This window comes from Pseudomonas sp. S07E 245 (assembly GCF_019599025.1).
GTDB lineage: Bacteria > Pseudomonadota > Gammaproteobacteria > Pseudomonadales > Pseudomonadaceae > Aquipseudomonas > Aquipseudomonas shirazensis.
Genome location: NZ_CP080625.1, coordinates 3503946 through 3529688, shown reverse-complemented (window position 1 = coordinate 3529688; position 25743 = coordinate 3503946). Strand labels below are relative to the sequence as shown.

Here is a 25743-nt window from a genome sequence, read left to right as displayed (position 1 = left end):
CCGAGCGGTGTTACGACTCGAGCTTGGGTACTGCGGCCTGTGCCGCCGCTTCGCCACGTGCGGGCCAGACCACGCCGACGCTCTTCATGCCCTTGGCTGGGTCCATCTCAGGGTTGGCCAGGACCACGTCGCGGTAGGACGGGCTGCCGATCACCGCAGGTTTGAACTTGACCAGAAAATCGTTGACCTCCTTGCGCAGCTCCGGCGCCAGGTCGTAGTCGTTGTAGCACTCCTCCAGGCAATCCAGCGTGGCTTGCCAGTGCACCTCGGTCAGGCCCATGCCGCGGTGTGCGGTGACCATGTCGCGGCCGCGGTACTTGGCGCTGCCACCCCAGTGCTGGGAGAGGAAGTCGACAAAGTTGATGTGCTCTTTCTGAAAGGTCGACTCGGACATATGCGCCCAGATATGCCCAATGGCCGGGTGGCCCATGGTCTTGCGCAATACCGCGCCGGCGAACTGGTAGATCACGTCGTAGCCGCCCAGGCGGGTGTACAGCGAAGGTTGTTGCTCGGTGGAAGCGTTTTGGTCAGTCATGTGGATGCTCCATTTCAGCTGAGGATCGGCAGACGGTTAAAAGACCCGGGCGTACCTGAGGTTCAGGCGAAAGTTTTCTTTCGGGCCGTTTTCTACCGCGAGGTCACGCCCCAGTTGCATCTGCAGTTGGTCCTGAGCGGTAAAGAACTTGGTCGCGGTGACGCGGAAGTTGGTGGTCTCGCCGCGGTCGTCCTGGTTGCTGCCGTCGACTTTGTTTTCGCCACCCCAGGTGTGGCCAAAGCCAAGGGCCAGTGACGTGCCCGGGTCGATGATGTAGCGCCCCATCAACTGCGCTGCGTAGGACGTATCCTGTTCACGTCGGGCCGAGTTGGCGCCGAAGTCGTCGTTGTCGCCGTACCAGATCGCATCACCGACCAGGTCAACTGCCCACTTCTCGCCGAAGTGCTTGATGTACGCCGCCTGCAAGTCGACCTTCCAGCGGTTTTCGCCCAGGTTGAGCCCGTCTTTGCGGTCGTAGTTGCCCGTCGGTGCGACCAGATAAACCGTAGCGCCGACCGTGTCGTTGGCTTCGTTGAGGCGGTACTTGAGCGGCGCGGTCAGGGTCAGGTCACCGATACCGCTGGCGCTGCCCAGGGCCGAAGCGTCACCGCCGCTGGAGACATGGCCGAACGGCAACAGAAACTGCGGTTCGATGGTCAGCCGGTCGGTCAATTTATATACATGCAGCAAACGCAAGATGCCGACGTTGGAGGTCAAGTTGAAGTCCGAGCTGGCCTTGTGCCCCTGGGCGTAAAGGCTGTCGGTGGTGGAGTGCTGGTAATAGACCACACCAATGGTTGCACCCACCGGCAGCACTTCATAATCCCCCGGCGCAACTTCAACTGCCTGCACAGACAGGCACGGCGCGGCCGCCGCGAGCATCAGGTAACGGAGCTGTTTCATGGACCAAGTCCTTATTGTGAGCCCAAATTCGGGCAAAAAGAGCCCCGCTGCCGTAACAACGGCAGGTGCAGGGCTAAACGTGGAGTTCGTTGTTAGTTGGTGTTTACTTGCGCGTCACGCAACATGCCCGTGTGCGGGTGGCAGTTGATGTATTCGAACACCTGGCTGCTCGCATCCGATACCGACACCTCGTGGTACAGGCGCAACTTCTGCAGCCCCGCCGCCACTCGGAAGAAGGTCACGAAGATGCGCAGATGAGTCGGGTGTGATTCCGCCCAGCGTTCGAGTTTTTCTACCGAGCGCCAGTGGCCGATGTTGTAACTCATGTCGAGGAAGTTGCCGTCCGCATCGATATTGCGCACGAAGCGATTGCTGTAACAGCCCAACGGCTGGCCGTTATCGCGCAAGAAGTCCATGCCGTCCTGCAAGGTCGGCAAGATCTCATCCAGGTACAACGAACGCTCCGCCGCCTCCGCCGCGGCCCAGTCCTGGCCCGAGCGAATCAAAGCGATATTGTCATGGCCGACCACCACCACCCGACCGCCCTTGGCCGGGTCGCCAGACACCACCCGCAGCTCGCCGTTAGGGTTCATCCAATCGGTTTGCGACACCGGGAAACGGTCGCGCATCGAGCCCCAGTAACCGTGCTCTTCGATCTCGCCACTGGTGTTGTCCATCACCGCGCCAACGCCCGGCAAGTCGCTCTGAAACGCATACAACGTCTCGAACTGCTCTGCCCGCGGCGCAGAGATCTCACGGTAATAACCCAGGCCGTCGTTCAAGCGCTGCGGCGAACTCCACCAGCCCTCCACCTCGGCCGAACGCACCCAGCGGCAGTAAGCGCCGGCGTCCTTCCAGTAGCCGACGATCATCAGGTTGTCGTAGCCGCTGCTGTCGGTGTGGTGAGTCAGGTCGTGGGTCAGCGGGCCGTCGGCCAGGCTGAAGCTGGCAACGATGTCACGCATCGCCTGCAAGGCCTGCTCACGCTGGCCGTCACCCTTGTATTGCACGCCCAGGTAAGCCATCACCACCTGAGTCAATTGCTCATCAGCGCGGCCCACCCACATCGGGAAGGGCGGCTGGTAATCATCAGGCACCCGGCGCGACAACGTGCGCGGGCACTTGAGGTGTTTGTCGATTGCAGACTCCATCACAGGCTCCTCATTATTTTAATTTCAGGCACACGCTCAGTATTCAGGGTCATTGCTTTCAAACGCTCCGCACTCCTCCGAACAGCAGCCCCGTTGGACGCGGTAGCCCTGTTGGACACGGTCCGTGTAGGAGCGGCCTTGTGTCGCGAAAGGGCTGCAAAGCAGCCCCCAACCCACGCAAACCAGACCCAATTTTTCGCTTTCAAAGCGATGGCATTAAGCAAGCCCCTCCCCAACCGAGCCCGCACCGCACATCCCCCCCACTCAAGCACCCACGACAAAAACTCCTCAGGCGCCAGGTCACGCATATGCAGCCACCTCAACTCATCTGCCACTTGCTGTTGTTGTTTGAATTGCATGGGCTCACCTCATCGGCACGGTTTGCTGATTTGCCGTAAGGTCAAAGTTAGGCAGGACTCACCAGCCCCGCTTTGTTCGCAAGGACAACCGTTTGGTTGGAAAAGACAGCACCAAAACACCCGCTTGAGCACGAACCAAGAGGGTGCGGCGCACTACGTAAAACAGGACTTTTGCCCTGAAATGGGGAGAGAAGTTGACGCTGTTAACAGCCACACGTTTGCGCAATCCCGCAGTAGACACTCTCGCGCCACCACAAGCCGCTGGCGTGTTTATTGCCTGTACCACCGGCGGTAACAGTGCCCCGTTTTCTCCCGTTGTTGCATCAAGGTGAGCGCCATCATGGCTGAGACCAACCACTACACAACCCTTGCCGTTTCACCCGCACGCCGCTTTGATTACTGGCGAGAAGTGGTCTGCCACCATTGCCTGTCGGCAGACAGCAAACCCTCGTCACAGAGCGATTTTGAAGGTGCACTGCAGGTCAACGGAATTGGCCCCCTGGACATCACCACCCTGTCGTCGCCGCTGCACCACTGGGTGCGCTCCGAGCAGCATTTGCGCAGCGACCCCGCCGAAGACATCTGGCTCGGATTCACCCACGGCGGCTACGGCGAAATCGAACAACACACCCGCAAAGCCAGCCTCAGCGCCGGTAATTTGTTTCTTTACGACGCAACCCAACCGTTCCGCTTCAGCCTCGGTGGTACCGAAAACCACCTGATCCGCATCCCCCGGCCACTGCTCGCCCAACGCCTGCCGCGCATCGGCGACTTCACCGCACTGGTGCTCGACGAAACCCGCCCCGGCGTGATCCCCCTGCGGCAGATGATCGGCCAGGCGGCCAGCTCAGTCGCGCTGCTGCAGGATGAAGGCATCTCCCGGCGCTACTCCAACACCATCATTGATTTGCTGGTGCTCAGCCTAGAGCTGCAGGACCTGAAGACCACCCATCAAGAGTTGGATTTGTATGGGCGGATCATGAACTACATACAACGGCATTTGACTGAGCCGGAGTTGTCGATCGAGACGATTGCGGTGGCGCATCATGTGTCCACGCGGACAGTGACTCGGGCGTTTGCTCGTCATCAGAAGTCGCCGGTGGCCGAGATTTGGAAGGAAAGGCTGAATGCTAGCCGGGCGGCTATTGAGTGTGGGCAGGTTAGGAGTGTTTCGCAGGCGGCGTTGGAGTTTGGGTTTTCGGATTTTTCGCATTTTAGTCATGCGTTTCGGAAGGCGTTTGGGGTGGCGCCGCATACGTTGTTGCGGCGCAATGGCGCCTGAGCCGGAAGATTGCGGTCGGCGCTAAGTAGCAGCGTCTATATCGTATTTACCCAATGGCCGCGCAGCATTGCCTTGAGCTCATCGATGCTCAAAGTAATCTCCCGTTTGCGATCGTCACATGAGCCGGGGGATTTTCCCCCAGCTACATCGCGATGCACAGCACCAACAGGGCAGGGCGGGAATAATGTAGCCATGCCATGCCCAGCTAGGTTCGAAGCTATCTCCTCAGACGCACATACTCTTAATTACTCAAAGCCTAAACACACTCACCTGCCTGTGCAGGCCCTGCGCCAACTGCTGCAACGTGCCAGCAGTTTCGGTGGTCTGCTCCACCGCCTGGCTATTCTGCTGTGACATCTGCGCAATCCGTTCAACATTGCGAGCCACGTCCTGGCTGGCTGCAGTCTGTTCACGCAGGGCCAGAGAGATCTGGTCAACCATACGAACCACGTCACCCGAAGACTGACGAATGCCGACGATCGCATCACCCGCTCGTTGCGCCATATCGACGCCGCCTTTCACCTGGGTAACACCGACCTCCATCTGTTGCACAGCATCACGAGTACCCAGTTGAATCCTTTTCACCATCTCGGTGATCTCTTGGGTCGAGTTGCCGGTGCGCTGTGCCAACAAGCGGACTTCGTCGGCGACGACAGCAAACCCGCGACCCTGCTCGCCCGCTCGAGCGGCTTCAATCGCGGCATTTAGTGCAAGCAGGTTGGTCTGGTCCGCAATGCTTTTAATCACACTGACGATGCTGCTGATTTGCTCAGCATGATTGTCGAGGTCGCTGATTTGCGATGCTGAGGCCTCTACGGTTTGTGCGATCAGGTTCATGCGCTCCAGGGTCTCTTGAATGACGCTGCCGCCTTCACTGGACTGGCGGCCTGACTCGCTGGACTGAGCATGCGCTTCGACAGCGTTGTCGGAAACGTGGTTTATGCTCACCGTCAGTTCCTCAACGGTGGCAGCCATTGACGACGCCGAGTGTGATTGCTCTTGAACTGAGGTCGACAGCTGCAGCGATGCGGTCGAGATATTGTCGGCTGCACCCACCAGTTGTTCCGCGCTTATGCCAATCTCGCGAATCATGGCGCGTAGGCGGTCTTGCATGGCCTGGAAGGCTTGTTGAAGCGTACTCACTTCGTCGTTGCCTGCAACTTCTATCTTGTTGTCCAAGCGCCCATCAGCAATGTTGCGAGCGAGGGTGACCGCTTGGCTCAAGCGTCCGGTAATGGTCTTGGTGAGCAGCGTTGCGATCAGTATTGCCAGGATCGCTGCGGCCACCCCTCCCACTACCAGAATGGTAAAAGCCGTGGATTTGGAGTCGTCCATGAGGGTGCTGCGTTCTTCTTGCAGCGCTTTTTCTGCATCTTGAAACTCGGTGATGACTGCGCGCATTGCATCCATCTTGGCTTTGGCTTGCCCTGAACTGATTTGGCTGATGAGGGTGGTCAGCGCTGCGCGTTCAGCGTTGATTTCTCGACGTAAGGTGATGGCGGCCTGCATGTCCTGCTGCAGCCACTGCTGGTAAACCACCTGCAGGCGATCCAGCCGTGCTTGTTGCTCTGGGTTGTCCTGAGTCGCTTTTTTGACCTGCGCAACCGAGTTGGCGAAGGTCGCTTCACCTTTCAGCATCGGCTCAAGAAAGCTGTCTTGCCCAGTCAGAGCAAAGCCGCGCATGGCGGTTTCGATGTCGACGAGACTGTTCAGGATGGTGTGTGAACGGTTGAGCACGTCGTAGCTGTGGATGTTGCGTTTGACGCTGCTGCTGACCTGGTCGAAGCCGCGTAAGGCAGAAAGCACCAGGACTGCAATGATGATCAGGACCAGACCGAAACTGGTGTACAGCTTTTTTGAAATGCTGAAATTGTCGAACATTGCGGGTGTTACCTTTCAAGGCCTGGCGGGGGTGCTACGCGGGCTGCCACGCATGGGAATGCGGGAAGCGTTCGCATAGTGACGTTTTGATATCAATCCGTATGAGTGTGTTGTACAGAGAAAGTTCTTTGTACAGGTTTTTTGTTGCTCTGGACTTGGTTTGGGTGCGCTGCAGGTCAACGGAAGTTGCTCTCTGGGCGCCACCTCGCTGTCGGTGCCGCTGTACCTCTGGGGGGCGCTCGGCCCACCTGCTGATTCACATCGACGACTCCCCGCGCTGGTGCTGGACGACGCCCGCACCGTGGTTATGTTGCTGCGACAGCTGATTGGCCATAGGGGCAAGGCGGCCAGTTCAGTGGTGCTGCTGCAGCATGAACGCATCTACCGGTGATTCGAGCGTTTGCGCGGTATCAGAACTCGCCGGTAGAGGAGATCTGGCGGGAGCGGTTGATTGCTAGCCGGGCGGTGATTGAGAGGGGGTAGGTGAGGAGCGGTTCGCAGGCGGCGTTGGAGTACGGGTTCTCAGATTTTCCGCATTTTAGTAATGCGTTTCGGCAGGCGTTTGGGGTGTGGCGCCGCACACGTTGTTGCGGCGCAACGGCGCCAGAGCCGGAAACTGCGGTCGGTGCGGCCGCGTCTATATCGTATTTACCCAACGGCCGCGCAACATGGCTTTGAGGTCTTCGATGCTCAAAGTCATCTCTCGCTTGCGATGGACCACTGCGTGGCAGTTGGCGCAAAGGGGCACAAGATCAGTTTCTGGGTTCACAGCTTTTTCGCCACCAAAGTCCGAAATCGGTACGACATGGTGAATATGAATGAAACCCTTGGCGTGCTCACCATAGGCATCCTCGAAATTAAATCCGCAGGCTTTGCATTCAAGGCCATGGATGGCGATCGCCTTCGTCCTCAAATCTTTTCGGCGTTCATATCGAGTGCCGAAGTAGCTCTGCTGGCTGCCCTCGTTGGCTGATTCGAAGATCAGGGGATCACTTTCTGTGTTGGCTTCTGAGGGCTGCTCATTCGCGACTGCCCCAAATTTGGCGTGATGCAGAATGGCATCGTAGTCAGCGGCGGAGATTGGCCGAACGCCGTCTCGCCAGTAGTTTTTGAGGCGATTAGTGGGGATGGTTTCAAGGTATTCACCGTCCACCTTTGCCGCGACGGGTTGTTCGAATGGAGTGAAACCCTCGATCAACGCAAACAGGTCTCCTTTTGTGCTGCCTTTATCAGGGTACACCTTGCCGATACGGGCCTTGGCGAAGTAATGCGGAGCGTTGCTGAGACGAGCGGAAGCAAAGGCCTTATCTTGAATGCGCCCTTTGTAATAGATCACGTTCGTGCCCTGGGCCAGCCAGTTCTGGTAACGCTTAGGGAAGTGGTAGACGGCGCCCGTCTGGTCTTCCCACTGCGATGTGTCGTTCTCGACGATGACGACCGGCATTCCATTTCCTCTAGGGTGATGGCAAAAAGCCTATCAAAAAGAGGAATCTTCCTACAGGTTTTTCAGGTGTACTCGTAGTCCCCACCGCAGCGTCGCCTGCCGAAATCGTTGGCTACCTGTCAGCCCGGCTACTGTGTGGCGCGAAGCATGTCTCGGAGCACTCCACGCGTGTCGACCAAAACAGAGGTCTGGGGTGTCGACCTGATGCTCAACAAGCTGCGCCCGGGCCAATTGCCCAGCGAGGTGTTGCTGGAGAAGATGATCATCAACTCGCCGAGCATCCTCTCTGATGAATGGATGCTGATCGGTAGGCAAGAAAGCACCGACGGTGTGCAGGCCGGCTACGCCGAGGTGGCGTTGGACCATTGAGCGGTTAAAGCAGCGGTTTTCGGAGTTTGATGGCGGGCAGGTGGCTGAGAATGTGGAGAAGCTGGGCTATTGATTTGTTGGCCGCAGATTGCTACTCGTACTTGAACCGACTGTCCCCCTGTTTCTCAAGAGCTCACGCTCTCAACTCAAGCCGGGGTAATCTGAACAGATGCCATAAGATACTGATTTATAACGAAATTAACGGTTTTTATTTTAATTTGGAATACTTTTTGGAATACCAGATCATAATTTATCTTTCGTAAGGAAATCTGACTCCGTGACAGTTCTGGCCTTAGCATAAGCGTATTGGGAAGGATTATGGTGTCATCCCAGCTCTGGGAGTCGCAACGTCCTGTTTCAGGGTTGCTCTCTGAATGTCCCGTCTTACCATGTCCAACTTATTCTTGGCCAACTTCTCTGCTTCTGCTTCATCCCCGTTGAACGGCGGCTGAGCTTCCGCTATGGAAAGCTCCCATTTGGCTAACGCGTTCAAGCAGCGCTCCAAGTGCTCCGTTGTTACGTCTAACTGAATTTTATAGCGGGCTGACTTCTGTCTCTCATCTCGAAGTGCTGTTTTTTCCTTGGCCGCCTGCTGTCGGACATCGTTCTGTGCGGCGCGGTGGCTCTCATTGGCATGCTCAATCAGATTTATGAGTTGGGCCGTATCACTCTGCTCATTACTTTTCGCTAGGCGTGAAAGGGCTTTTATCGAGGCGCTCGGGAGCGAAAAAGTCCGGGCTTGCTTACCGTTTTGAGGGCTGCGGTACTGCTTCTGGCGCCAGGCATTTTTCATGGCGTTGAGCGTGATAAGGCCATGAGCTGAGCTTTCAAGCACTCTCCCTACCGCCAATAAATCACTGTGGGTCACTTTTAAAAGACCGAAGAGGCTTCTGGTGCCCCGGCGACGTAGGTATGCATTGGCCCAGGCTAGCTGAGCTTCATCTCGACGGTTCAGCCAGTCTAGGCCAGGTATTTTCGTAGCCATTTAGATGCTCCAATCAATGACTATTTATACCCTAATCGGGTGATTTTTGTAATGCGTTATGCGTTGCGTTATGCGTTACATATATGATTTATATGCTTCAGTATATATAGGGTATATTACCGGTATTAAAATGATGAGTGAGAAAGCACGTTGAGTCACTACCTTGGCGTTTTAGCTATGCCGCTCAAGCACGTCGAGCCGGAGGTAAAGTTTGTCCTGGTGGCGTTTGTGCAGCATTTCGGGCTGGCCGATGAGGAGTCGCGCACCGTTGAGGCGCGGGCGGGTTTATTAGGTCTTCCTGTTCGTGTTGCCGCATCGGCCTTGGCGCAACTCGTCGATTCCGGGTGGCTTGTTAAACAGGCGATGTCGACGCCTGGGTCTTCGGGAAGGCCCAATTACAGCTATCAAGTTCAAGCCGATCTAGCGGCCGCGCTGGGGGCGAGTGAGGTACCGACCTCTATCCACGAGCGACTCATCAAACGCTTGATCGCTGGCCCGGTCATTCGTGCGGTGGGGCCTGATGACGGTGGTGATGGAGGAGGCGCGGTCCAGTCAAAGAAGTTGATTGATGAGTTCGGTAAACCGGTTCCACCGGGACGCCGGGGCAACCTCAGCCTGGCTAACCGACTCTTACTAGCTGCCCTGTTGAGCCGCGCAGATGCTTTTGGGGTGGTCAGTAATCTTGGAAACGTGAAGCTGGTTCAGTTGACGGGGCTGGCACCCGCCACTTTGAGGCAAAGGTTGCGCAGGCTGATGGATCTGGGGTTTATCCGCAGCTATGTCGCAGGGGTGTCCTGCTCGATTCTTTCCAGAAAAGTAATGAGCACCTATTTTCTCAACCTGGGTCACCGGCAGTTGACCCAGACGCCAGGGTTCCAGATTTTCAGTCACTGGACCCTTGAAGACAACGGGCGGCGCTTCCAACATCATGGCGATAGGCTTCGCAATGATGTCATAGCAGCCAAGAAGTCATCAGTGAATGGAAGCATGACACCAAGGCCTGTGCTCCGATTTTTGTGGCGGCAGCGGCCGGAGGTCTTTGCGGTGTTGCAGTTGCTGCTGTCCCGGTACGCCTCGTATCTGCTATCGCACCACTGGTCCACCCTCGGGGCACCCGCGGGTCATGTCGACAACGAGCTGCGAAAGATGATCTGTAGTGATCTGCGTAAGCCTGCGCCTTCATTACCTCTCAACGCTGAGCGAGGAGAGCGTGACTGGCAAGTGATCATTGAGCACTTCTGTGGGCTGGCGTTGGAGCTGGCGGAGGAATACAAGTCACGATTCGAACAGGCCGACTGGATTTTTTTCGAGTGGTTAGAGTTGTGCATCATTCCTGTGTCAGATGTGAACGCCTATGAGGCCATTACGCTACTGGTCCTAGGATCTACTGAGCAAGGCTGTCTAATTCTCGGGCATGACCCTCTGGGTGGGGTAGAGTCGTTTACTCATGAAGCGGATATCCCTCTGGAGCAGCGCTATGAGTTTGGCCTGCTCACGCCGCCAAGGGCTGAGCGTTAAAGGATTGGGTCATTTTTTATGGAACGTACCCATCCTCTGAACCAATCAGAGGGCTGCGGCCATGAAGAAATTGATCCGTAAGAAAGAAGTATTGGCTGCTACCGGCTTTAAGAACTCGACGCTGTACAAATACATCTCCGAGGAGAAATTTCCGAAACCGGTGTCATTAGGGGAGCGCGCGGTCGCGTGGTTGGAGAGTGAGGTAGAGGCTTGGGTCGAAGCGCGGATTAATGCGCGTGATGCTCACGAGTCGCTCGCAGCACAGTCATGCTGAAGGTCGGCGAAAGCAGTCGATGGGTGAGCTTGCGTCTAGTCATCCGGCGGCATTCCTTGAACTTGTCTCAGTAGTCGGTGGTTTAGTTCCAGAGTCTCTGAATCACTGAAAAGACTACGTTCTCCCCGCGCTCTCCGGTAATTCGCGGCTCTACTCTCGCTGGAGCGCGGTGGTGGATCTCTGTATTAGTATTATTAATACACCATCTATTAATCATTAGATTAATCTATCACTGACCTTCAAAAAGACTAATAGATCCTTTCATCACCACCTCATCAATATAGGCACCAATCCAGGTTCTATTCAGAGGGCTATTAGGCTTCCCCTCTCAATGGGTAAGCACCAGAACTCCTTCACTCTTCTGTAGCTCAGCCAGTCACAGGATCAGCGCCAGACGCTGATCCGAGGGCAGTCCATTGGTGATCAAGCCGTAAATAAATACTCATCCCCCTGAGTTTATGCATTCACTCAGCGGATCCCTCTCATGGCTTACCAATCCAAGCGTCACATCGGCAACAGCAATCTTCACCTGCACCACGAGGACAGCTTTCGCGGTCTTCCCGTGATGATGTCCTACACCCCCTTCATTTCCGAATACCTTGAACGACTGTACGAAACGACTCAGCTAGCACTGAGCGATCATCGCGAGGTGTTCGCGTTACGTTTCGATCCGCGTTTTCCAGACGACTCATTACCCGACTCACGCAATACCGTAATCTCTAGGTTTGTCGATTCCTTGACCTTCAGGATTCAATCAGCTCGTAATCGCTCAAAGCGTCTGAATGGCTCTGCTCATCGAACTAGTGTTCGCTGGTGCTGGGTCAGGGAGATTGGGCGGCAGGGGCGGCCACACTACCACTTCGTGCTGCTGCTCAATCGGGATGCGTACCACAAGGTGGGGTGCTTTCAATCAGAGAGGGAGAATCTATACAGCCGCATTCAAGCTGCTTGGGCCAGTGCGTTGAGGATTCCGTTCGAGGAGGCTGATGGCTTGGTGAATATCCCTGCAAACGCCACGTTCCACCTATCTCAGGATGATCCGGAAGAAATGGATCGATACTTCCATCGGATCAGTTACCTCTGCAAGGCTGAGACCAAGGATTACGGTAGTCGATGCCGTGCGTTCGGTTGTAGCAGAGGATAATGGGTCCCGTGTAGCACGCCATGATCGAGCTGGGGGCGTCTCATGCTGCTCGCCGATATCTATGCTGTCGATGAGGTCGCGAACGCGCCTATCAGCCTTCTGGCCCTACTGCCTGTGGGTGTCAACGTCAGCTGTAAAGTCACCTACCAAGGTGTACAGAGTCCGACAACATGGATTTGGTGTAGTAAGAGATGACCGTCTGCTTTCTTAGGGGGCTAGTGCAGAACGTACTGGTCGCCCGGATCCGTCAGTTGACTCGTGAGCAATGGTATCGCCGTGAGAAGGGGTACCGTCGTTATGAGACCAATCAGCAGGCGGACCGTGTCTGTGACTACTCAGACGCTATGGTTGGTTCGACCCCTAGGTGATTCCTGTTTTTTATCAGCTGCTGAGGGGCTAGAATCTTGGTCGGCTGTTCTATGTGACCGATTTTGTTTGGCGCAATTCCTCCTCTGAACGGCTAGCTTTTCAGCTCAGTACGGGCATTCAGGCCCTGGCGGCAGTTTGGTAGTTGTTGGCAGAGACGGGTGACCTAGCGCGCCTGATCGAGTCATCTCGGGAGCTGGGGGCAAACATTCCCTTTTGAGCGCGTTACAGAGTTTACACTCACCGTTAGCAGTGCCGCAGATGAGGTGCTCATTCGGCAGCAAGCCTTGCCGAAGTACCCTGCCTTCACTGCGATCATTCATCATCGTGCAGCTACGCAGCGCACCGTCGCTAAGGCGCATCGGTTGGCACTGCGCGTTGTGCCAGCGCTTATCCAGGGATAGTTGGACACTGGCGGTGCGCTGTTTGATCGCGCGATTTATCAATCCGCACCTATAGCGGCCTTAACGTGTCAATGGTTGCCTGATGCCTTAGGCCAACAGAACAACAGGAACAGACATGATCCAGAACAACTTCAACCACCGCCGCGCTGAGGTGCAGAAGCACGTTAAGCGTGCTTGCGATGAGCTCAACACCGAAGGCATGGAGCTGTGAGGTTCGTACAAGAGCAAGTACTGCGCGATGCTACGTCGCAATGGATTGCGGCAATGGATGCGTTGAGAAGCGAGATGCCTGTTAGCGAATCCAAGTCGTTCACTCGAGAGGTTTTCGCGACTCTACTGGTGCTTCGGTGGGTCGATATGCAAGAGGCTGAATTAGAGGCGATAGCGGTTTTCGAAAACCGTGTTCACCAGCCTCTTCTCCCGCAGTCGCTTCAGTGGCGCCACTGGTTTCGCCTAGACCATTCTGGAGTCATCGCTGACCGGCTGCAGGAACTGGCCAACTACATAGAACACCTGAAGGTCGACGCGGAGCATCCGGTTGTCAGCTACTTACATGCCTTGGTCGATCCATTGCGTCGAGTGCTAAAGGTGAACTTTGTTTACCTGATTGACTTTGTGCGCTGGGTGGGGGAATTGCCCTTTGAGACGCCAAGTGAGCGTTCCTCTTTGCTCGATATATTCGATCAAGTGTTGACCGAAACAAGCGATATCTACCACGGCCAATTCTCCACGCCGGCCAATATCGCCTATCTCGTCGCCGCTTTGGCCAATCCGCAACCAGGTGAGAGGGTGTATGACCCGTGCTTTGGCTCCGGGAATTTTCTGGTGGCGGCTTGGCAGCAGGCCGATCGCAGCCTTGTCGAGCAGCGCCGTCCGGGTGCATTGCTCGAAGTCGCAGGTATCGAGATCAACGCGAGCACTTTCCTAATCGGGCTCACGCGTATGCTGCTAGCGGGCATTGATAGCCCACGTCTGGAATGGAACAACAGCCTGGAGCGCGAGTTGCTAAGCAGCTCCAGTAGACAGGGATTCGATTTAGTTCTTGCCAACCCGCCCATCGGCGTCAGGACCAGTCGCGAGCTTTGGCGCTATCAACATTTTGCCATTCCCACCAATGACAGCACGGGGTTGTTTGTGCAGCACGCGCTGTCGCAGCTGAAACCGCAGGGCCGCGCAGTGATTGCGGTACCCGAGGGTTTCTTGTTTCGCGGTGGGGCTGAGCGTGAGTTGCGCCGATACCTGCTGGAACAGGGTCAGGTGGAAGCTGTAATCGGCCTGCCACCGGGCGCGTTTGCTCCCTACACACATGTTAAAGGCAGCTTGTTGGTGCTGACTAAGCAGGGAGGCGCTAACCGTGTACGGATGGTCGATGCCAGTGCCTTGTTTGAGCCGAGGTCAGGTCGCAAAGCTCCGTTGATACTCGCGGCACAGGCTGAGCAACTTGCTAGTGAGGTGCGAGGAGCAGAACTACGCAAACACAGTGATCTGCTACCCGGTGTTTCCGAAGGTGTGCCGGGCTCCGGTGTTCTAGCGCGTTCGGTATGGGAGGTGAGCGTCGAGGAGCTTGCAGCCGCTGAGTGGGATTTGTCGCCCCGTCGTCGCGAAAAGGGGGGGTTGGATGAGCTTTTGGGCAGTATTCAGGAAGCCCTGGGTAAGTCTGACGCAGTGGTTACTCTGTCTGACGTGGCTAAAGTGTTTTCCGGGCGGTCCATCAAATCAGCCGATTTGATGGATCACCCCCCCTTCGAACGGGCTGTGGGCTATTTACGAATCAGGGATCTGAGCTCGGGCAAGGTGGGTCGCGCTTCCAGTTGGTTGCGGCCGGAGCTGGTCAGCGTCGAGCAGCGTTGGGCGTTGTTGCCCGGTGATGTGCTGGTATCCAAGTCCGGTACCATCGGTAAGTCCGCCTTGGTGCGGAATGTTGCGGTCGGGTCAATTGCTGCGAACGGACTCTATGTGCTGCGCGTCAACCAAGAACGGCTGGACCCGAGCTTCCTGCTTGCCTATCTCTCAAGCTCTGCCTGTCAAAACTGGCTGGCCGCTCAATCACGCGGAGCGGTGATTCAACACCTCAATCGGGCCGTGCTTGATGGCTTGCCGGTACCGCTGCCGCCGCTGCAGATGCAAGCCCGTGCCTCCGCGCAATTTCGCGAGTTCGGCACCGATGCACTTACGTTTCTGTCGCAAGCCACGGGAAGCCGGGAGTCTGGCCGCCTTACTGCCTGGCTCGCCGAGTTAGACGAAAAGGTGCCCAGGTTTGTAGGCGGCCTGGACGAGACTCCTGCACTTAGTCACTTTGAGCCCGTTGCAACCTTGATTAATAAGGGTCGGAATTGGGTGGCTCATGGGCAGGTCGGCAGCCAGGCGAATTGGTTAATGCCGCTCAATCAAGCACTACTCCCTCTGGCAGGAGTAGCGCAGATTCCGCAAGGGCCCGGACTTTTGAGTGTGTTGCAGGATGCAGAGCGTGGTGTGCAGGCTGTACTAGTACAGACGACCGGTCATCTGCCCGCCGAATCGCAGGCCCGAGCCATCGCCGAGCGTCTGCGCGATTGGCTGCGTGCTGCAATTACGGACCTAATCGATGCCGTTGGTCTGCAGGTACGCGCCTCGCCAGCATCACTGGTCGCAGGTTGCTTCGCCGAGTTTTCTGTTGAGCTGGAGAACCATGGTGCTTTGCCTCTGCGCAATGTGCGTATAGAAACGCAGCCTGACTGGGGCATCGCTGAAATACCCTATCTCGCGGAGCGAAGTACTTTCGTGATTAATCTGCGTGGGGATGTGCCCCAGCAAGGTAGTGATCTTACGTTGTGCATGCAATGGCATGCGCGTGCCTTGTCTGGTCAGGTGGTCGAAGGCGCGATCGAGCTGGCTATCCGCGTGGCCGAACCTGAGCAAATGGCGAACACATTATCTGCCGAACTCGGCGGGAGTCCCTATGTGACTGGAAGCCCGCTGGAGCCAAGGCATGGCCACGGTGTTTTCTATGGCCGTGAAGAACTGATCGGTAAGATCAGTCGCCAGATCGCGACCCACGGTAACGTGGTACTGCTCGAAGGCAACCGGAGGGCTGGCAAGACCTCAGTCCTTAAGCATTTGGAGGGGTGCTCCGCCATCCCGGGCTGGTTGACGGTCTATTCCAGCCTGCAAGGGGCCGAAGGCGCCTCGCAAGTTGTGGGTGTTCCCACTGCTGAGGTATTCCGTGAGATTGCGCGTAGTATTGCCACCGCCGTAACGAAGCTGGGCGTAGGTGTACCGTTGCCCAATGGCCAGGTAATTGCCAATGGTAAGCGAGCACTAGGGGTCGCGCGCGCCTGCCGTGAGGGCATCAGTACCGAGTCACCGTTTGCAGACTTCCGTGAGTATCTAGAATTGGTGCTGACCGCTCTGGAACCTCTGGAGCTTGGTTTGGTTTTAATGCTCGACGAGTTTGACAAGCTACAAGAGGGCATCGACAACGGTGTGACCTCACCTCAGGTGCCAGAGAACATCCGCTTTCTGATCCAAACTTATCCGAAATTCTCAGCCATCCTGACCGGATCACGTCGTCTGAAGCGACTGCGTGAGGAATATTGGTCTGCACTATACGGCCTCGGAATGAGCATTCCAGTGACAGTGCTGGATACGGAAAGCGCGCGCAAAGTGGTCATCGAGCCCGTACGTGATCAATTGGCATTTTCGAAGGAGGCCGTCGAGCGTGTGATTGAGGTCACAGCACGGCATCCCTACCTTATGCAGTGCTTGTGTAATCGAGTGTTCGATTACGCCGTGCAGACCAAGAGCCGGTCAATTACCGCGAGCGTGGTCAATGATGCAGCACTTGGGCTAGTCCGGGACAACGAGCATTTCGCCAGCTTGTGGGACTACGCCGGCCATGGTCCAGGCAGTGGGCGTCACCGCCGGCATTTGATCCTGATGCTTTGCGCGATGAGCTTCAAGCATGGAACGCACATTGGCTTCGGCACCCTGAACGAGCAATTAGCGCAGGTCGGCGTAGATGTCGACGACGAAGCACTAGACGCCGATCTGGCTTATTTGCGTGAGCTGGAACTAATCGAGTTCTCCGGCGAGATAGGTGATGGTCAATACCACCTGGCCATTCCACTTATGGCGGATTGGATCGAACAACAACAGGATTCCGATGTAGTGGCTAGTCGCGCACGCACGGAGGCAGAGGAAGACAATGCCTGATATACGATTTCCTATTTTAGGTACCTCGGTGCCACCCATGATCGGGCGGGCGGATATTCTGCAGAAGATGATGGGGGCGCTTACTAAGGCGATTCCGGATCACTTGCAAGTGGTAGGTCCGAGATTCGCGGGCAAGACAGTGATTCTGCATGAGCTTACTGCACGGTTGCAGAAGGCCGGTTCACCCTATTCAGCGGTCGTGCTTTGGGATCTCGGCCATCAGACGCCGGGGACAGACGAGCTTTTCATGCAAGCCCTGGCGCGGGAGCTTTCTTGTGCGCTGAAAAATAGCCATCACGACTACGCCGAGCATCTCAGAAGTTCGCAAGGAAATCCGTATCGGGACATTGCTGAGGTTCTCGACCTTCTGAAGGACGAGGGCGCCAAAGTGCTGGCGATTATGGATGGCTTTGACAAGCCGCTGGCCAACGGTCAGTTGACGCGCAATTTGTGGGATCAATTGTTGGACTTAGCCCGCAAGCCGAGTTTTCGACTTGTAACCGCAAGTCGCCGAAGTCTGTACCAGTTGCTACGAAGTCCGGAGTCCCAGACCAGTGATTTTTGGGGGATTTTCGACACGAAGGTACACATCGGATGTTTCGATGAGCGCGATATGTCTTCCTTGTTGGCGTCTTTCCCTGCTCTGAATTTCGCTGCGGGAGCTCAAACAGAACTCTGGAACGCGAGTAACGGATTTCCAATATTGACGCTAGGTGTTCTCAACGCCGTTTGCGAAGCGAGCACAGCGGGAACAGTCAGCCCCGAAGCAATACGGGCTGCATGTGACAGTGCATTCCCTGCTCTGCGCGATAAGCTAGACGCGCTCTGGATCGATTGCCCGCCTTCTTCTCAAGACCTGCTGCGGCGTGTTCTGGATGAGGGGACTGTCGCTCGCACTGGCATCGCAACTGCAGATGCGGAGGCGCTTATTGATCGTGGGTTCGTCCACTCAGCTGCAAACAGGATGCAGAGACCGAGTAGGCTGCTGGCGAGATATTTGGAGGAACACTCAAACGAGGGTAATGCCATAGTACGTTTGTTCCGTGACCAAGGAGACTATCTACTCAATATGAGGTACGTCCTGGAGCGAAGAGTTGCGCAAATTGGCGGCATAGATAAGGAGCTTCAACGCTATTTGACCTTGGGCGTGAGGGAGTTACCTGACTTTCCAAAGGTGTTCTTCTCAAACATTCGTGGAATCGTTGATCGAGCTCTAGAAATGATCTGGAGCGCCGAATTCGATAAGAAGCGAATCCCATCAGAATGGACTTCAGTATGGCGAATTAATGGGGAGAGTAGAGCCGAAGAGTGGCTGACACGTTTTCCTCAAGGCGGCCAGCGTCTTCGACTGCTTGATCTCATGACAGGCACACAGCGGTGCGACCCATGTGCGCAATATGTTACTAAGAGCACATATGTGCTCGCGAATGCAGTCCAAGGGTTTGGAGATTTTGGGCAACACCAAGAGGGCGCGCCAATTGATCCCTGTACTGCGTATTCTGCGCTGCATCTCTGTGTTGAACTGGCCGCTTCGCTTGCTCGCGAGTTGCCAAATCAGTAACCAGGTTCTCTGATGGTTTGGCTTTGCCTGTACTCGGTATCCAAAAAATGTCAGCTAGCAAAGATTGGTTAAGACTTCCCTGAGGGATTTATCGAGAAGCAGAAGAAGATAGTGGGTACATCGCTAAACATACCAATTTTTTCGGCTAACAAACGAAGAATCATCACGCATATAGGCCGCTTTGCGGCGATTTTTATTAAAAAGGGCTACGCGTTTGAGCGAGCAAAAAATCACACTTAATCAACTCGAAAGCCACCTCTGGGAATCAGCCAACATCCTTCGCGGCCCGGTGGATGCGGCCGATTTCAAGACCTACATTTTTCCGCTGCTGTTCTTCAAGCGCATCTGCGACGTCTGGGATGACGAGAGTCGCGAAGTCCTTGACGAGGGCGGCGATCCTGAACTGGCTCTTTTCCCTGAGTCGCATCGATTCCAGATTCCAGACTACTGTCACTGGGAGCATGTGCGCGAGAAGTCGATCAACGTAGGCTCAGCTCTTCAATGGGCTATGCGTGAGATCGAAAAAGCGAACCCAGAGAGCCTTTACGGCGTCTTTGGCGATGCGCAGTGGTCGAACAAGGAGCGTCTCTCGGATCCTCTTCTTAAGGATTTGATCGAGCACTTCTCCAAGCTCCCGCTAGGCAACAAAAATGTAAGTTCAGACCTTCTAGGCGACGCCTACGAATACCTGATCAAGAAATTTGCCGACGCTACTAACAAGAAAGCCGGTGAGTTCTATACCCCTCGCAGCGTGGTGCGGCTGATGATCGACATGCTCGATCCGAAAGAGACCGACACCATCTACGACCCAGCCTGTGGGACGGGAGGTATGTTGCTCGCTGCTGTTCAGCATGTGAAGGAAAAACACGGCGATGTAAAACGCCTTTGGGGCAAGCTCTTCGGCCAGGAGAAAAACCTAACGACCTCAGCCATCGCCCGCATGAACTTGTTCCTGCACGGCATTGAGGACTTCCAGGTAGTGCGAGGCGACACGCTGCGCAACCCTGCTTTCTTCGAAGGCGACCATCTGGCGAATTTCGACTGCGTGATTGCCAATCCGCCCTTTTCGCTTGAAAGATGGGGGGAGGAACAGTGGATCAATGATCCTTTCGGCCGGAATTTCGCTGGTCTACCACCATCCAATTCGGGCGACTTCGCCTGGGTGCAACACATGGTCAAATCCATGGCTGATGCAACGGGGCGAATGGCTGTGGTACTACCCCAGGGGGCCTTATTTCGCAAAGGCGCGGAAGGCAGCATCCGCCAGAAGTTGTTGGAAATGGACTTGATTGATACCGTTATCGGTCTTGCACCCAATCTTTTCTACGGCACGAGCCTTGCCGCAAGTATCTTGGTCCTACGCAAACGCAAGCCAGTTGAACACAAAAATAAAGTATTAATCGTCGACGCATCACGCCTGTTCAAGCGGGGGCGAGCGCAAAACTTCCTTGAGCGGGAACATGCCGATGAAATTCTGGCCTGTTATCAAAGCTTTATCGATGTGCAGGATGCAGCAAGGGTCGTCACCCTTGATGAAATTAAGGCGGAAGACTGGACGCTGAACATTTCGCGCTATGTCCTGCCGCCGCGGCAAGAAGATATTCCGCCACTGCCTGACGCCATTGCGGAATTCAAGGACGCACTCACCCGCTGTCGCGAGACCGAAGAACGACTCGCGAAGGTCATGACAGAAGGGGACTGGCTGAAATGAGTCACCCAAGCAAACGCATCACCCAACAAGAACTTGAAAGCTACCTTTGGGGCGCAGCCGTGCTGCTGCGTGGCCTCATCGATGCGGGCGACTACAAGCAGTTCATCTTCCCCCTGCTGTTCTACAAACGTGTAGCCGATGTATGGGAGGAGGAATACCAAGCGGCGCTAGCCAACTCCGCCGGCGACCTCTCTTACGCCCAGTTCGCTGAAAACCACAGGTTTCAGATTCCTGATGGAGCCCATTGGAAGGATGTAAGACAGACTGCGACGAATGTGGGAGCTGCGATTCAAAGGGCCATGCGCGACATTGAATCAGCCAACCCGGATCTGCTCGATGGCATTTTCGGCGATGCGTCCTGGACTAACCGGGAGCGCTTACCCGACGAAACGCTTAAAAACCTCATTGAGCACTTTTCGACCCAGACGCTTTCGGTGGTCAACGTGCCCGAAGACGAGCTTGGCAATGCCTACGAGTACCTGATCAAGAAGTTCGCTGATGACTCGGGCCATACGGCAGCCGAGTTCTACACTAACCGGACCGTCGTCCACCTGATGACGCAGCTCCTGGAGCCCCAGGCAGGCGAGTCGATCTATGACCCCACGTGCGGTACCGGCGGCATGTTGATTTCGGCGCTGGACGAGGTGAAACGCTCAAGCGGCGAGTACCGCACGCTCAAACTCTATGGTCAGGAGCGCAACCTCATAACGTCAAGTATTGCCCGTATGAATTTGTTCCTGCACGGAGTTGAAGACTTTGAAATCATCCGGGGCGACACCCTGGCCGATCCGAAGCACATCGAGGGCGACCGACTTCGCCAGTTCGACGTGATCCTGGCCAACCCGCCATATTCCATTAAACAGTGGAACCGCGAGGCTTGGAGCAGTGACAAGTGGGGTCGCAACTCTCTCGGCACTCCACCGCAAGGCCGCGCCGATTACGCCTTTCAGCAGCACATCCTGACCAGCCTGACGGCCAAGGGGCGTAGCGCTGTGCTCTGGCCACATGGAGTGCTGTTCCGCAATGAAGAACGGGCGATGCGCACCAAGATGATTGAGCAGGACTGGGTCGAGGCAGTCATCGGCTTGGGCCCCAACCTGTTCTATAACTCCCCAATGGAGTCGTGCATCGTCATCTGTAACGGCAAGAAGACGGCTGCGCGCAAGGGCAAAGTGATCTTCATCGATGCGGTGAACGAGGTCACCCGCGAGCGAGCACAGAGTTTCCTCAAGCTTGAGCACCAGCAGCACATCCTGACCGCTTACAAGACTTTTGTGGATGTGTCTGGTTTCGCCAAGGTCGCCACTCTGGCCGAAATCGGTGCCAATGATGGCAACTTGTCGATCCCGCTGTACGTGAAGCGAGTTGCGGCCGCACCCTCAATTGACAGCAATGGCGATGCGGTATCGTTGCGCTCCACCTGGGACCAATGGCAAAACGACAGTCGCGCTTTCTGGCAACAGATGGACACGCTGAGAGAAACGTTGGATGGACTGATCACGGAGGACATCGAGCGTGTCTGATCACAAAAATCTTAACTCAGGTTGGACGGTCTGGCGCTTCGATCAAATGGCGACCAACGTCAATGTCCGCATCGACAACCCGTCCGAGTCTGGCATGGAGCACTACGTTGGCCTGGAACACCTCGATGCGGACTCACTGAAGATCCGCCGTTGGGGCTCGCCGGATGACGTGGAAGCCACCAAGCTGATGTTCATGAAGGGCGATATTATTTTTGGGCGCCGCCGGGCTTACCAGCGCAAGTTGGGTGTAGCAGAGTTCGATGGAATTTGCTCGGCCCATGCGATGGTGCTGCGTGCTAAACCTGAGGTTGTGTTACCCGAATTTCTGCCATTGTTCATGCAGAGCGATTTGTTCATGAGGCGCGCAGTGGAAATATCGGTTGGCTCTCTATCGCCAACGATCAACTGGAAAACGATGGCAGCTCAGGAATTTGTGTTGCCCCCTTTTGAAAAACAGCAACAAATAGTCCACTTCCTTTCTGCCGTCGAGGACCAGTCGGAGGCTGTTCTGCATGCGCTCACAGCTGCGACGAAATTAAGGAAGTCGATAGCGCTAGAGGCGTTCTCAAACAGCGATTATCCAATAATCAGAATGGGCGCGGTGGCAGAGATAAGAAACGGCTCAACACCGCGTCGAGCAACTGATGCCTATTGGAAGGGGAGCATTCCATGGCTTCCGACAGGTAAAGTTAACGATCGGGTAATTAGAGCTGCTGATGAATTCATCACTGAGAAAGCGTTATCGGAGTGCCCTCTGGCATTAATCCCCGCGGGCGCAACACTCGTTGCCATGATTGGTGAAGGCCAAACACGAGGCCGTGCAGCAATGCTAGCGATTGACTCGTGCATTAACCAAAACTTCGGTGCAGTTATTCCTGGAAGCTCGCTTGACCCTTGGTATCTGTTTTACCTGTTGGAGTCGAAATATGAGGCTCTTCGTCATTGGTCGCAGGGTACGAACCAGCGTGCGCTGAGTTGCGGTCTACTGAAAAATTACCCGATCCCCGTTCCACCACTTGAAGTACAGCAGGTGTTGGTAAGTCAGCTCAAGGATATTGAGGCGGCAGAAATTCGGTTGGCATTGCGGCTTGATATGACTCATGAAATGCGCCGTGCTGCCCATCTAAATGCGTTGTCAATGGAGTAGCACTATGGCCGTTTTCAATGAGTCCAACACTGTCGAAGCTTACGTCCGTGACCTGCTCGCTGGCCCAGTGAAGGCGGCACCGGCTAATGTCACCCAAGAGCCGCTGGTCAGCTATGGGCCCATCTCAATAGGTATTGGCTGGCGCTACGCGGCACCTGCTGAAGTACCCCGCCAGATTCAGGAAGTGTTGGTCGAGAGCTGGGTACGCGATGCGCTGATCCGCCTGAACTCGGAGATCGCCGCACAGCCAGATCGAGCCGATGAGGTGCTCTACAAGCTGCGCGCTATAGTGCTATCGGTGCGTTCAGATGGCCTAATACGGGCCAATGAAGAGATGACTGCGTGGATGCGCGGCGAGCGCTCTATGCCCTTCGGTCAGAACAACGAGCATGTGCCGGTGCGGCTGATCGATCTGGATAATTTGTCGCAGAATCAGTATGTCGTCACACAGCAGTACATCTATCGCGCGGGTCCTACCGAACGCCGGGCTGATCTAGTGCTGTTGGTCAACGGTCTGCCGCTGGTGCTGATCGAGGCCAAGACGCCGGTCAAAAAATGCATTAGCTGGGTCGATGGCGCAGTACAGGTACACGATGACTACGAAAAGTTCGTACCGGAGCTGTTCGTCTGCAACGTGTTTTCGGTGGCCACCGAGGGCAAGGCCTACCACTTCGGATCGATTGGCCTGCCGGTCAAGGATTGGGGGCCCTGGCATCTAGATGGAGGCGATACGCAGCACCATCCACTGAAATCCCTCAAGCTGTCGGCCGAGAGCATGCTGCGGCCGCATGTAGTACTGGACATCCTGGGTAGTTTCACGCTGTTTGCGACGGACCAAAAGAAACGCCGCATAAAGATCATCTGCCGTTATCAGCAGTACGAGGCAGCCAATAAGATTGTCGAGCGCGTGCTGGCAGGCTATCCCAAGAAAGGCCTGATTTGGCATTTCCAGGGTTCGGGAAAGTCGCTTTTGATGGTGTTTGCCGCGCAAAAGCTACGTATGCACGCGGGCTTGAAGAACCCCACGGTTTTGATAGTGGTGGACCGCATCGATCTCGACAGCCAGATCACCGGCACCTTCACTGGGGCGGACATTCCTAATCTGGAAAAGGCCGACACGCGCGAGAAACTGCAGCAACTGCTAGCGCAGGATGTGCGCAAGATCATCATTACCACGATTTTCAAATTCGGCGAGGCCACAGGTAGCCTGAACGATCGTAGCAACATCATTGCGCTGGTGGACGAAGCCCACCGCACGCAAGAAGGCGACCTGGGACGCAAGATGCGCGAGGCCCTGCCCAATGCGTTTCTGTTCGGCCTGACTGGCACGCCCATTAACCGCGCCGACCGCAACACTTTCTATGCCTTTGGTGCCGACGAGGACGAAAAGGGCTACATGAGCCGGTATGGTTTCGAGGAGTCAATCCGCGACGGCGCCACGCTGAAACTGCACTTCGAGCCGCGCCTAATTGACCTGCACATCGACAAGGCTGCCCTCGACGCCGCCTACAAGGACTTGACCGGCGGCCTGTCGGATCTGGACAAGGACAACCTCGCCAAGACTGCCGCGAAGATGGCGGTGTTGGTTAAGACGCCAGAGCGTATCCGCAAGGTATGTGAGGACATTGTTCAGCACTTTCAGGGCAAGGTAGAACCCAATGGCTTCAAGGGCCAGATCGTCACTTTCGACCGGGAGTCGTGCCTGCTGTTCAAGGCAGAGTTGGATAAGCTGCTGCCACCGGAGACTAGCGACATCGTGATGTCGGTGCAGGCCGCCGATAAGAAAATGCACCCGGAGTACGCAGCTTACGACCGCTCCCGCGATGAAGAGGAGCGGTTGCTCGACCGCTTCCGAGACCCGGCCGACCCGCTGAAGCTGATCATCGTCACAGCCAAATTACTGACTGGTTTCGATGCGCCGATCTTGCAGGCGATGTATCTGGACAAGCCACTGCGTGACCACACCTTGTTGCAGGCGATATGCCGGGTGAACCGGACCTACTCCGAGCAGAAGACTCATGGCCTGATCGTTGATTACCTGGGTATCTTCGACGATGTGGCCTCTGCGCTGGAGTTCGATGATCAGAGCGTCAAACAGGTTGTTAGCAACATCCAAGAGCTGAAGGACAAGCTGCCCGAAGCCATTCAGAAATGTCTGGCCTTCTTCCCCGGTATCGATCGTGACCAGCAAGGCTATGAAGGCCTGATGGCTGCGCAGGAGTGTTTGCCGAACAACGAGGTGAGGGACAACTTTGCCGCCGAATACAGCGTACTCAACAAGATTTGGGAGGCGCTGTCGCCCGATACGGTTCTGGGCCCTTTCGAGAAAGACTACAAGTGGCTTTCACAGGTGTATCAGTCCGTGCAGCCTTCCAGCGGTCATGGCAAGCTGATCTGGCACTCACTAGGCGCCAAGACTATCGAGCTGATTCACCAGAACGTACATGTGGATGCTGTGCGCGATGACCTCGACACCCTGGTACTGGACGCCGATCTGCTAGAGGCAGTTCTTTCGAACCCTGACCCGAAGAAGGCGAAGGAAATCGAGATAAAACTTAAGCGCCGTCTTCGTGGGCACAGTGGCAACCCCAAGTTCAAGCAATTATCGGAGCGACTTGATGCGTTGAAAGATCGCTTCGAGACCGGGCAGATCAACAGCGTAGAGTTTTTGAAAGCATTGCTGGAGATCGCCAAGGAAACGCGGCAGGCCGAGAAGGAAATACCGCCCGAAGAGGACGAGGATCGTGGTAAGGCAGCATTGACCGAGTTGTTCAACGAGGTTAAGACGGCTGATACGCCGATCATGGTCGAGCGGGTAGTCGCGGACATTGATGAGATCGTGCGTTTAGTGCGCTTCCCTGGCTGGCAGGGTACGCAAGCTGGTGAGCGTGAGGTCAAGAAAGCCCTGCGCAAAGCCCTCTTCAAGTACAAGCTGCACGCGGATGAAGAGCTTTTTGAAAAAGCCTATAGCTACATCCGACAGTATTACTAGGGG

18 protein-coding genes are annotated in these 25743 nt (G+C 55.7%); 12 read left to right on the top strand and 6 right to left on the bottom strand.

From position 1 onward, the window contains the following. Nucleotides 1-10: 10 nt before the first annotated feature. From K3F44_RS16195 to K3F44_RS16185, 3 genes are all read right to left on the bottom strand, one after another. Entirely contained in the window at nucleotides 11-535 is a 525-nt protein-coding gene (locus K3F44_RS16195; protein WP_150571254.1) for a group 1 truncated hemoglobin, read from the bottom strand. A gap of 36 nt (nucleotides 536-571) precedes the next feature. After that, nucleotides 572-1438, bottom strand: coding sequence for a transporter (locus K3F44_RS16190; RefSeq protein WP_220632590.1), 867 nt, complete (start codon nucleotides 1436-1438; stop codon nucleotides 572-574). Nucleotides 1439-1530: 92 nt separating this feature from the next. After that, entirely contained in the window at nucleotides 1531-2589 is a 1059-nt protein-coding gene (locus K3F44_RS16185; protein ID WP_181088914.1) for a phenylacetaldoxime dehydratase family protein, read from the bottom strand. Nucleotides 2590-3288: 699 nt separating this feature from the next. Between K3F44_RS16185 and K3F44_RS16180 the strand changes: the two genes are divergently transcribed. Further along, the gene (locus K3F44_RS16180; RefSeq protein ID WP_150572278.1) at nucleotides 3289-4230 is read left to right on the top strand and encodes a helix-turn-helix domain-containing protein; all 942 of its coding nucleotides are present in this window, start codon (nucleotides 3289-3291) and stop codon (nucleotides 4228-4230) included. A 249-nt stretch (nucleotides 4231-4479) separates the two neighbouring features. On the opposite strand, the gene K3F44_RS16175 is transcribed toward K3F44_RS16180, so the two are convergent. Continuing rightward, nucleotides 4480-6111 (bottom strand): methyl-accepting chemotaxis protein, encoded by a 1632-nt coding sequence (locus K3F44_RS16175; RefSeq protein ID WP_220632589.1) that lies wholly within the window; start codon nucleotides 6109-6111, stop codon nucleotides 4480-4482. A 160-nt stretch (nucleotides 6112-6271) separates the two neighbouring features. Between K3F44_RS16175 and K3F44_RS16170 the strand changes: the two genes are divergently transcribed. Beyond that, entirely contained in the window at nucleotides 6272-6502 is a 231-nt protein-coding gene (locus K3F44_RS16170; protein WP_220632588.1) for a hypothetical protein, read from the top strand. Between the two features lie 246 nt (nucleotides 6503-6748). Here the strand turns inward: K3F44_RS16170 and K3F44_RS16165 are convergent, their stop codons facing one another. After that, entirely contained in the window at nucleotides 6749-7555 is an 807-nt protein-coding gene (locus K3F44_RS16165) for an HNH endonuclease (RefSeq protein WP_220632587.1), read from the bottom strand. A 168-nt stretch (nucleotides 7556-7723) separates the two neighbouring features. Between K3F44_RS16165 and K3F44_RS24850 the strand changes: the two genes are divergently transcribed. Then, nucleotides 7724-7924, top strand: coding sequence for a hypothetical protein (locus tag K3F44_RS24850; protein WP_259406999.1), 201 nt, complete (start codon nucleotides 7724-7726; stop codon nucleotides 7922-7924). Nucleotides 7925-8240: 316 nt separating this feature from the next. Here K3F44_RS24850 and K3F44_RS16155 read toward each other — a convergent pair whose 3' ends face one another. After that, nucleotides 8241-8909 (bottom strand): hypothetical protein, encoded by a 669-nt coding sequence (locus tag K3F44_RS16155; protein WP_220632586.1) that lies wholly within the window; start codon nucleotides 8907-8909, stop codon nucleotides 8241-8243. A gap of 150 nt (nucleotides 8910-9059) precedes the next feature. On the opposite strand from K3F44_RS16155, the gene K3F44_RS16150 reads away from it, so the two are divergent. From K3F44_RS16150 to K3F44_RS16110, 9 genes are all read left to right on the top strand, one after another. After that, a complete protein-coding gene (locus K3F44_RS16150) occupies nucleotides 9060-10427 on the top strand; it encodes an Lrp/AsnC family transcriptional regulator (RefSeq protein WP_220632585.1) in 1368 nt (455 codons plus the stop codon). A 61-nt stretch (nucleotides 10428-10488) separates the two neighbouring features. Beyond that, nucleotides 10489-10701, top strand: coding sequence for an AlpA family transcriptional regulator (locus tag K3F44_RS16145; protein WP_220632584.1), 213 nt, complete (start codon nucleotides 10489-10491; stop codon nucleotides 10699-10701). 484 nt (nucleotides 10702-11185) lie between these two features. Further along, nucleotides 11186-11845 carry an inovirus Gp2 family protein gene (locus tag K3F44_RS16140; protein ID WP_220632583.1) on the top strand — a complete coding sequence of 220 codons (660 nt, stop codon included), beginning with the start codon at nucleotides 11186-11188 and terminating at the stop codon, nucleotides 11843-11845. Between the two features lie 1034 nt (nucleotides 11846-12879). Beyond that, nucleotides 12880-16806 carry an N-6 DNA methylase gene (locus K3F44_RS16135; RefSeq protein WP_220632582.1) on the top strand — a complete coding sequence of 1309 codons (3927 nt, stop codon included), beginning with the start codon at nucleotides 12880-12882 and terminating at the stop codon, nucleotides 16804-16806. Continuing rightward, the gene (locus tag K3F44_RS16130) at nucleotides 16799-18367 is read left to right on the top strand and encodes a hypothetical protein (protein WP_220632581.1); all 1569 of its coding nucleotides are present in this window, start codon (nucleotides 16799-16801) and stop codon (nucleotides 18365-18367) included. The genes K3F44_RS16135 and K3F44_RS16130 overlap by 8 nt, the downstream gene beginning before the upstream one ends. A 214-nt stretch (nucleotides 18368-18581) precedes the next feature. Further along, entirely contained in the window at nucleotides 18582-20078 is a 1497-nt protein-coding gene (locus K3F44_RS16125) for a class I SAM-dependent DNA methyltransferase (RefSeq protein WP_220632580.1), read from the top strand. After that, a complete protein-coding gene (locus K3F44_RS16120) occupies nucleotides 20075-21601 on the top strand; it encodes a class I SAM-dependent DNA methyltransferase (protein ID WP_220632579.1) in 1527 nt (508 codons plus the stop codon). Before K3F44_RS16125 ends, K3F44_RS16120 begins: the two co-directional genes overlap by 4 nt. Further along, a complete protein-coding gene (locus tag K3F44_RS16115) occupies nucleotides 21594-22748 on the top strand; it encodes a restriction endonuclease subunit S (protein ID WP_220632578.1) in 1155 nt (384 codons plus the stop codon). Before K3F44_RS16120 ends, K3F44_RS16115 begins: the two co-directional genes overlap by 8 nt. 4 nt (nucleotides 22749-22752) lie before the next feature. Then, a complete protein-coding gene (locus K3F44_RS16110) occupies nucleotides 22753-25740 on the top strand; it encodes a type I restriction endonuclease subunit R (protein WP_220632577.1) in 2988 nt (995 codons plus the stop codon). Nucleotides 25741-25743: the final 3 nt, after the last annotated feature.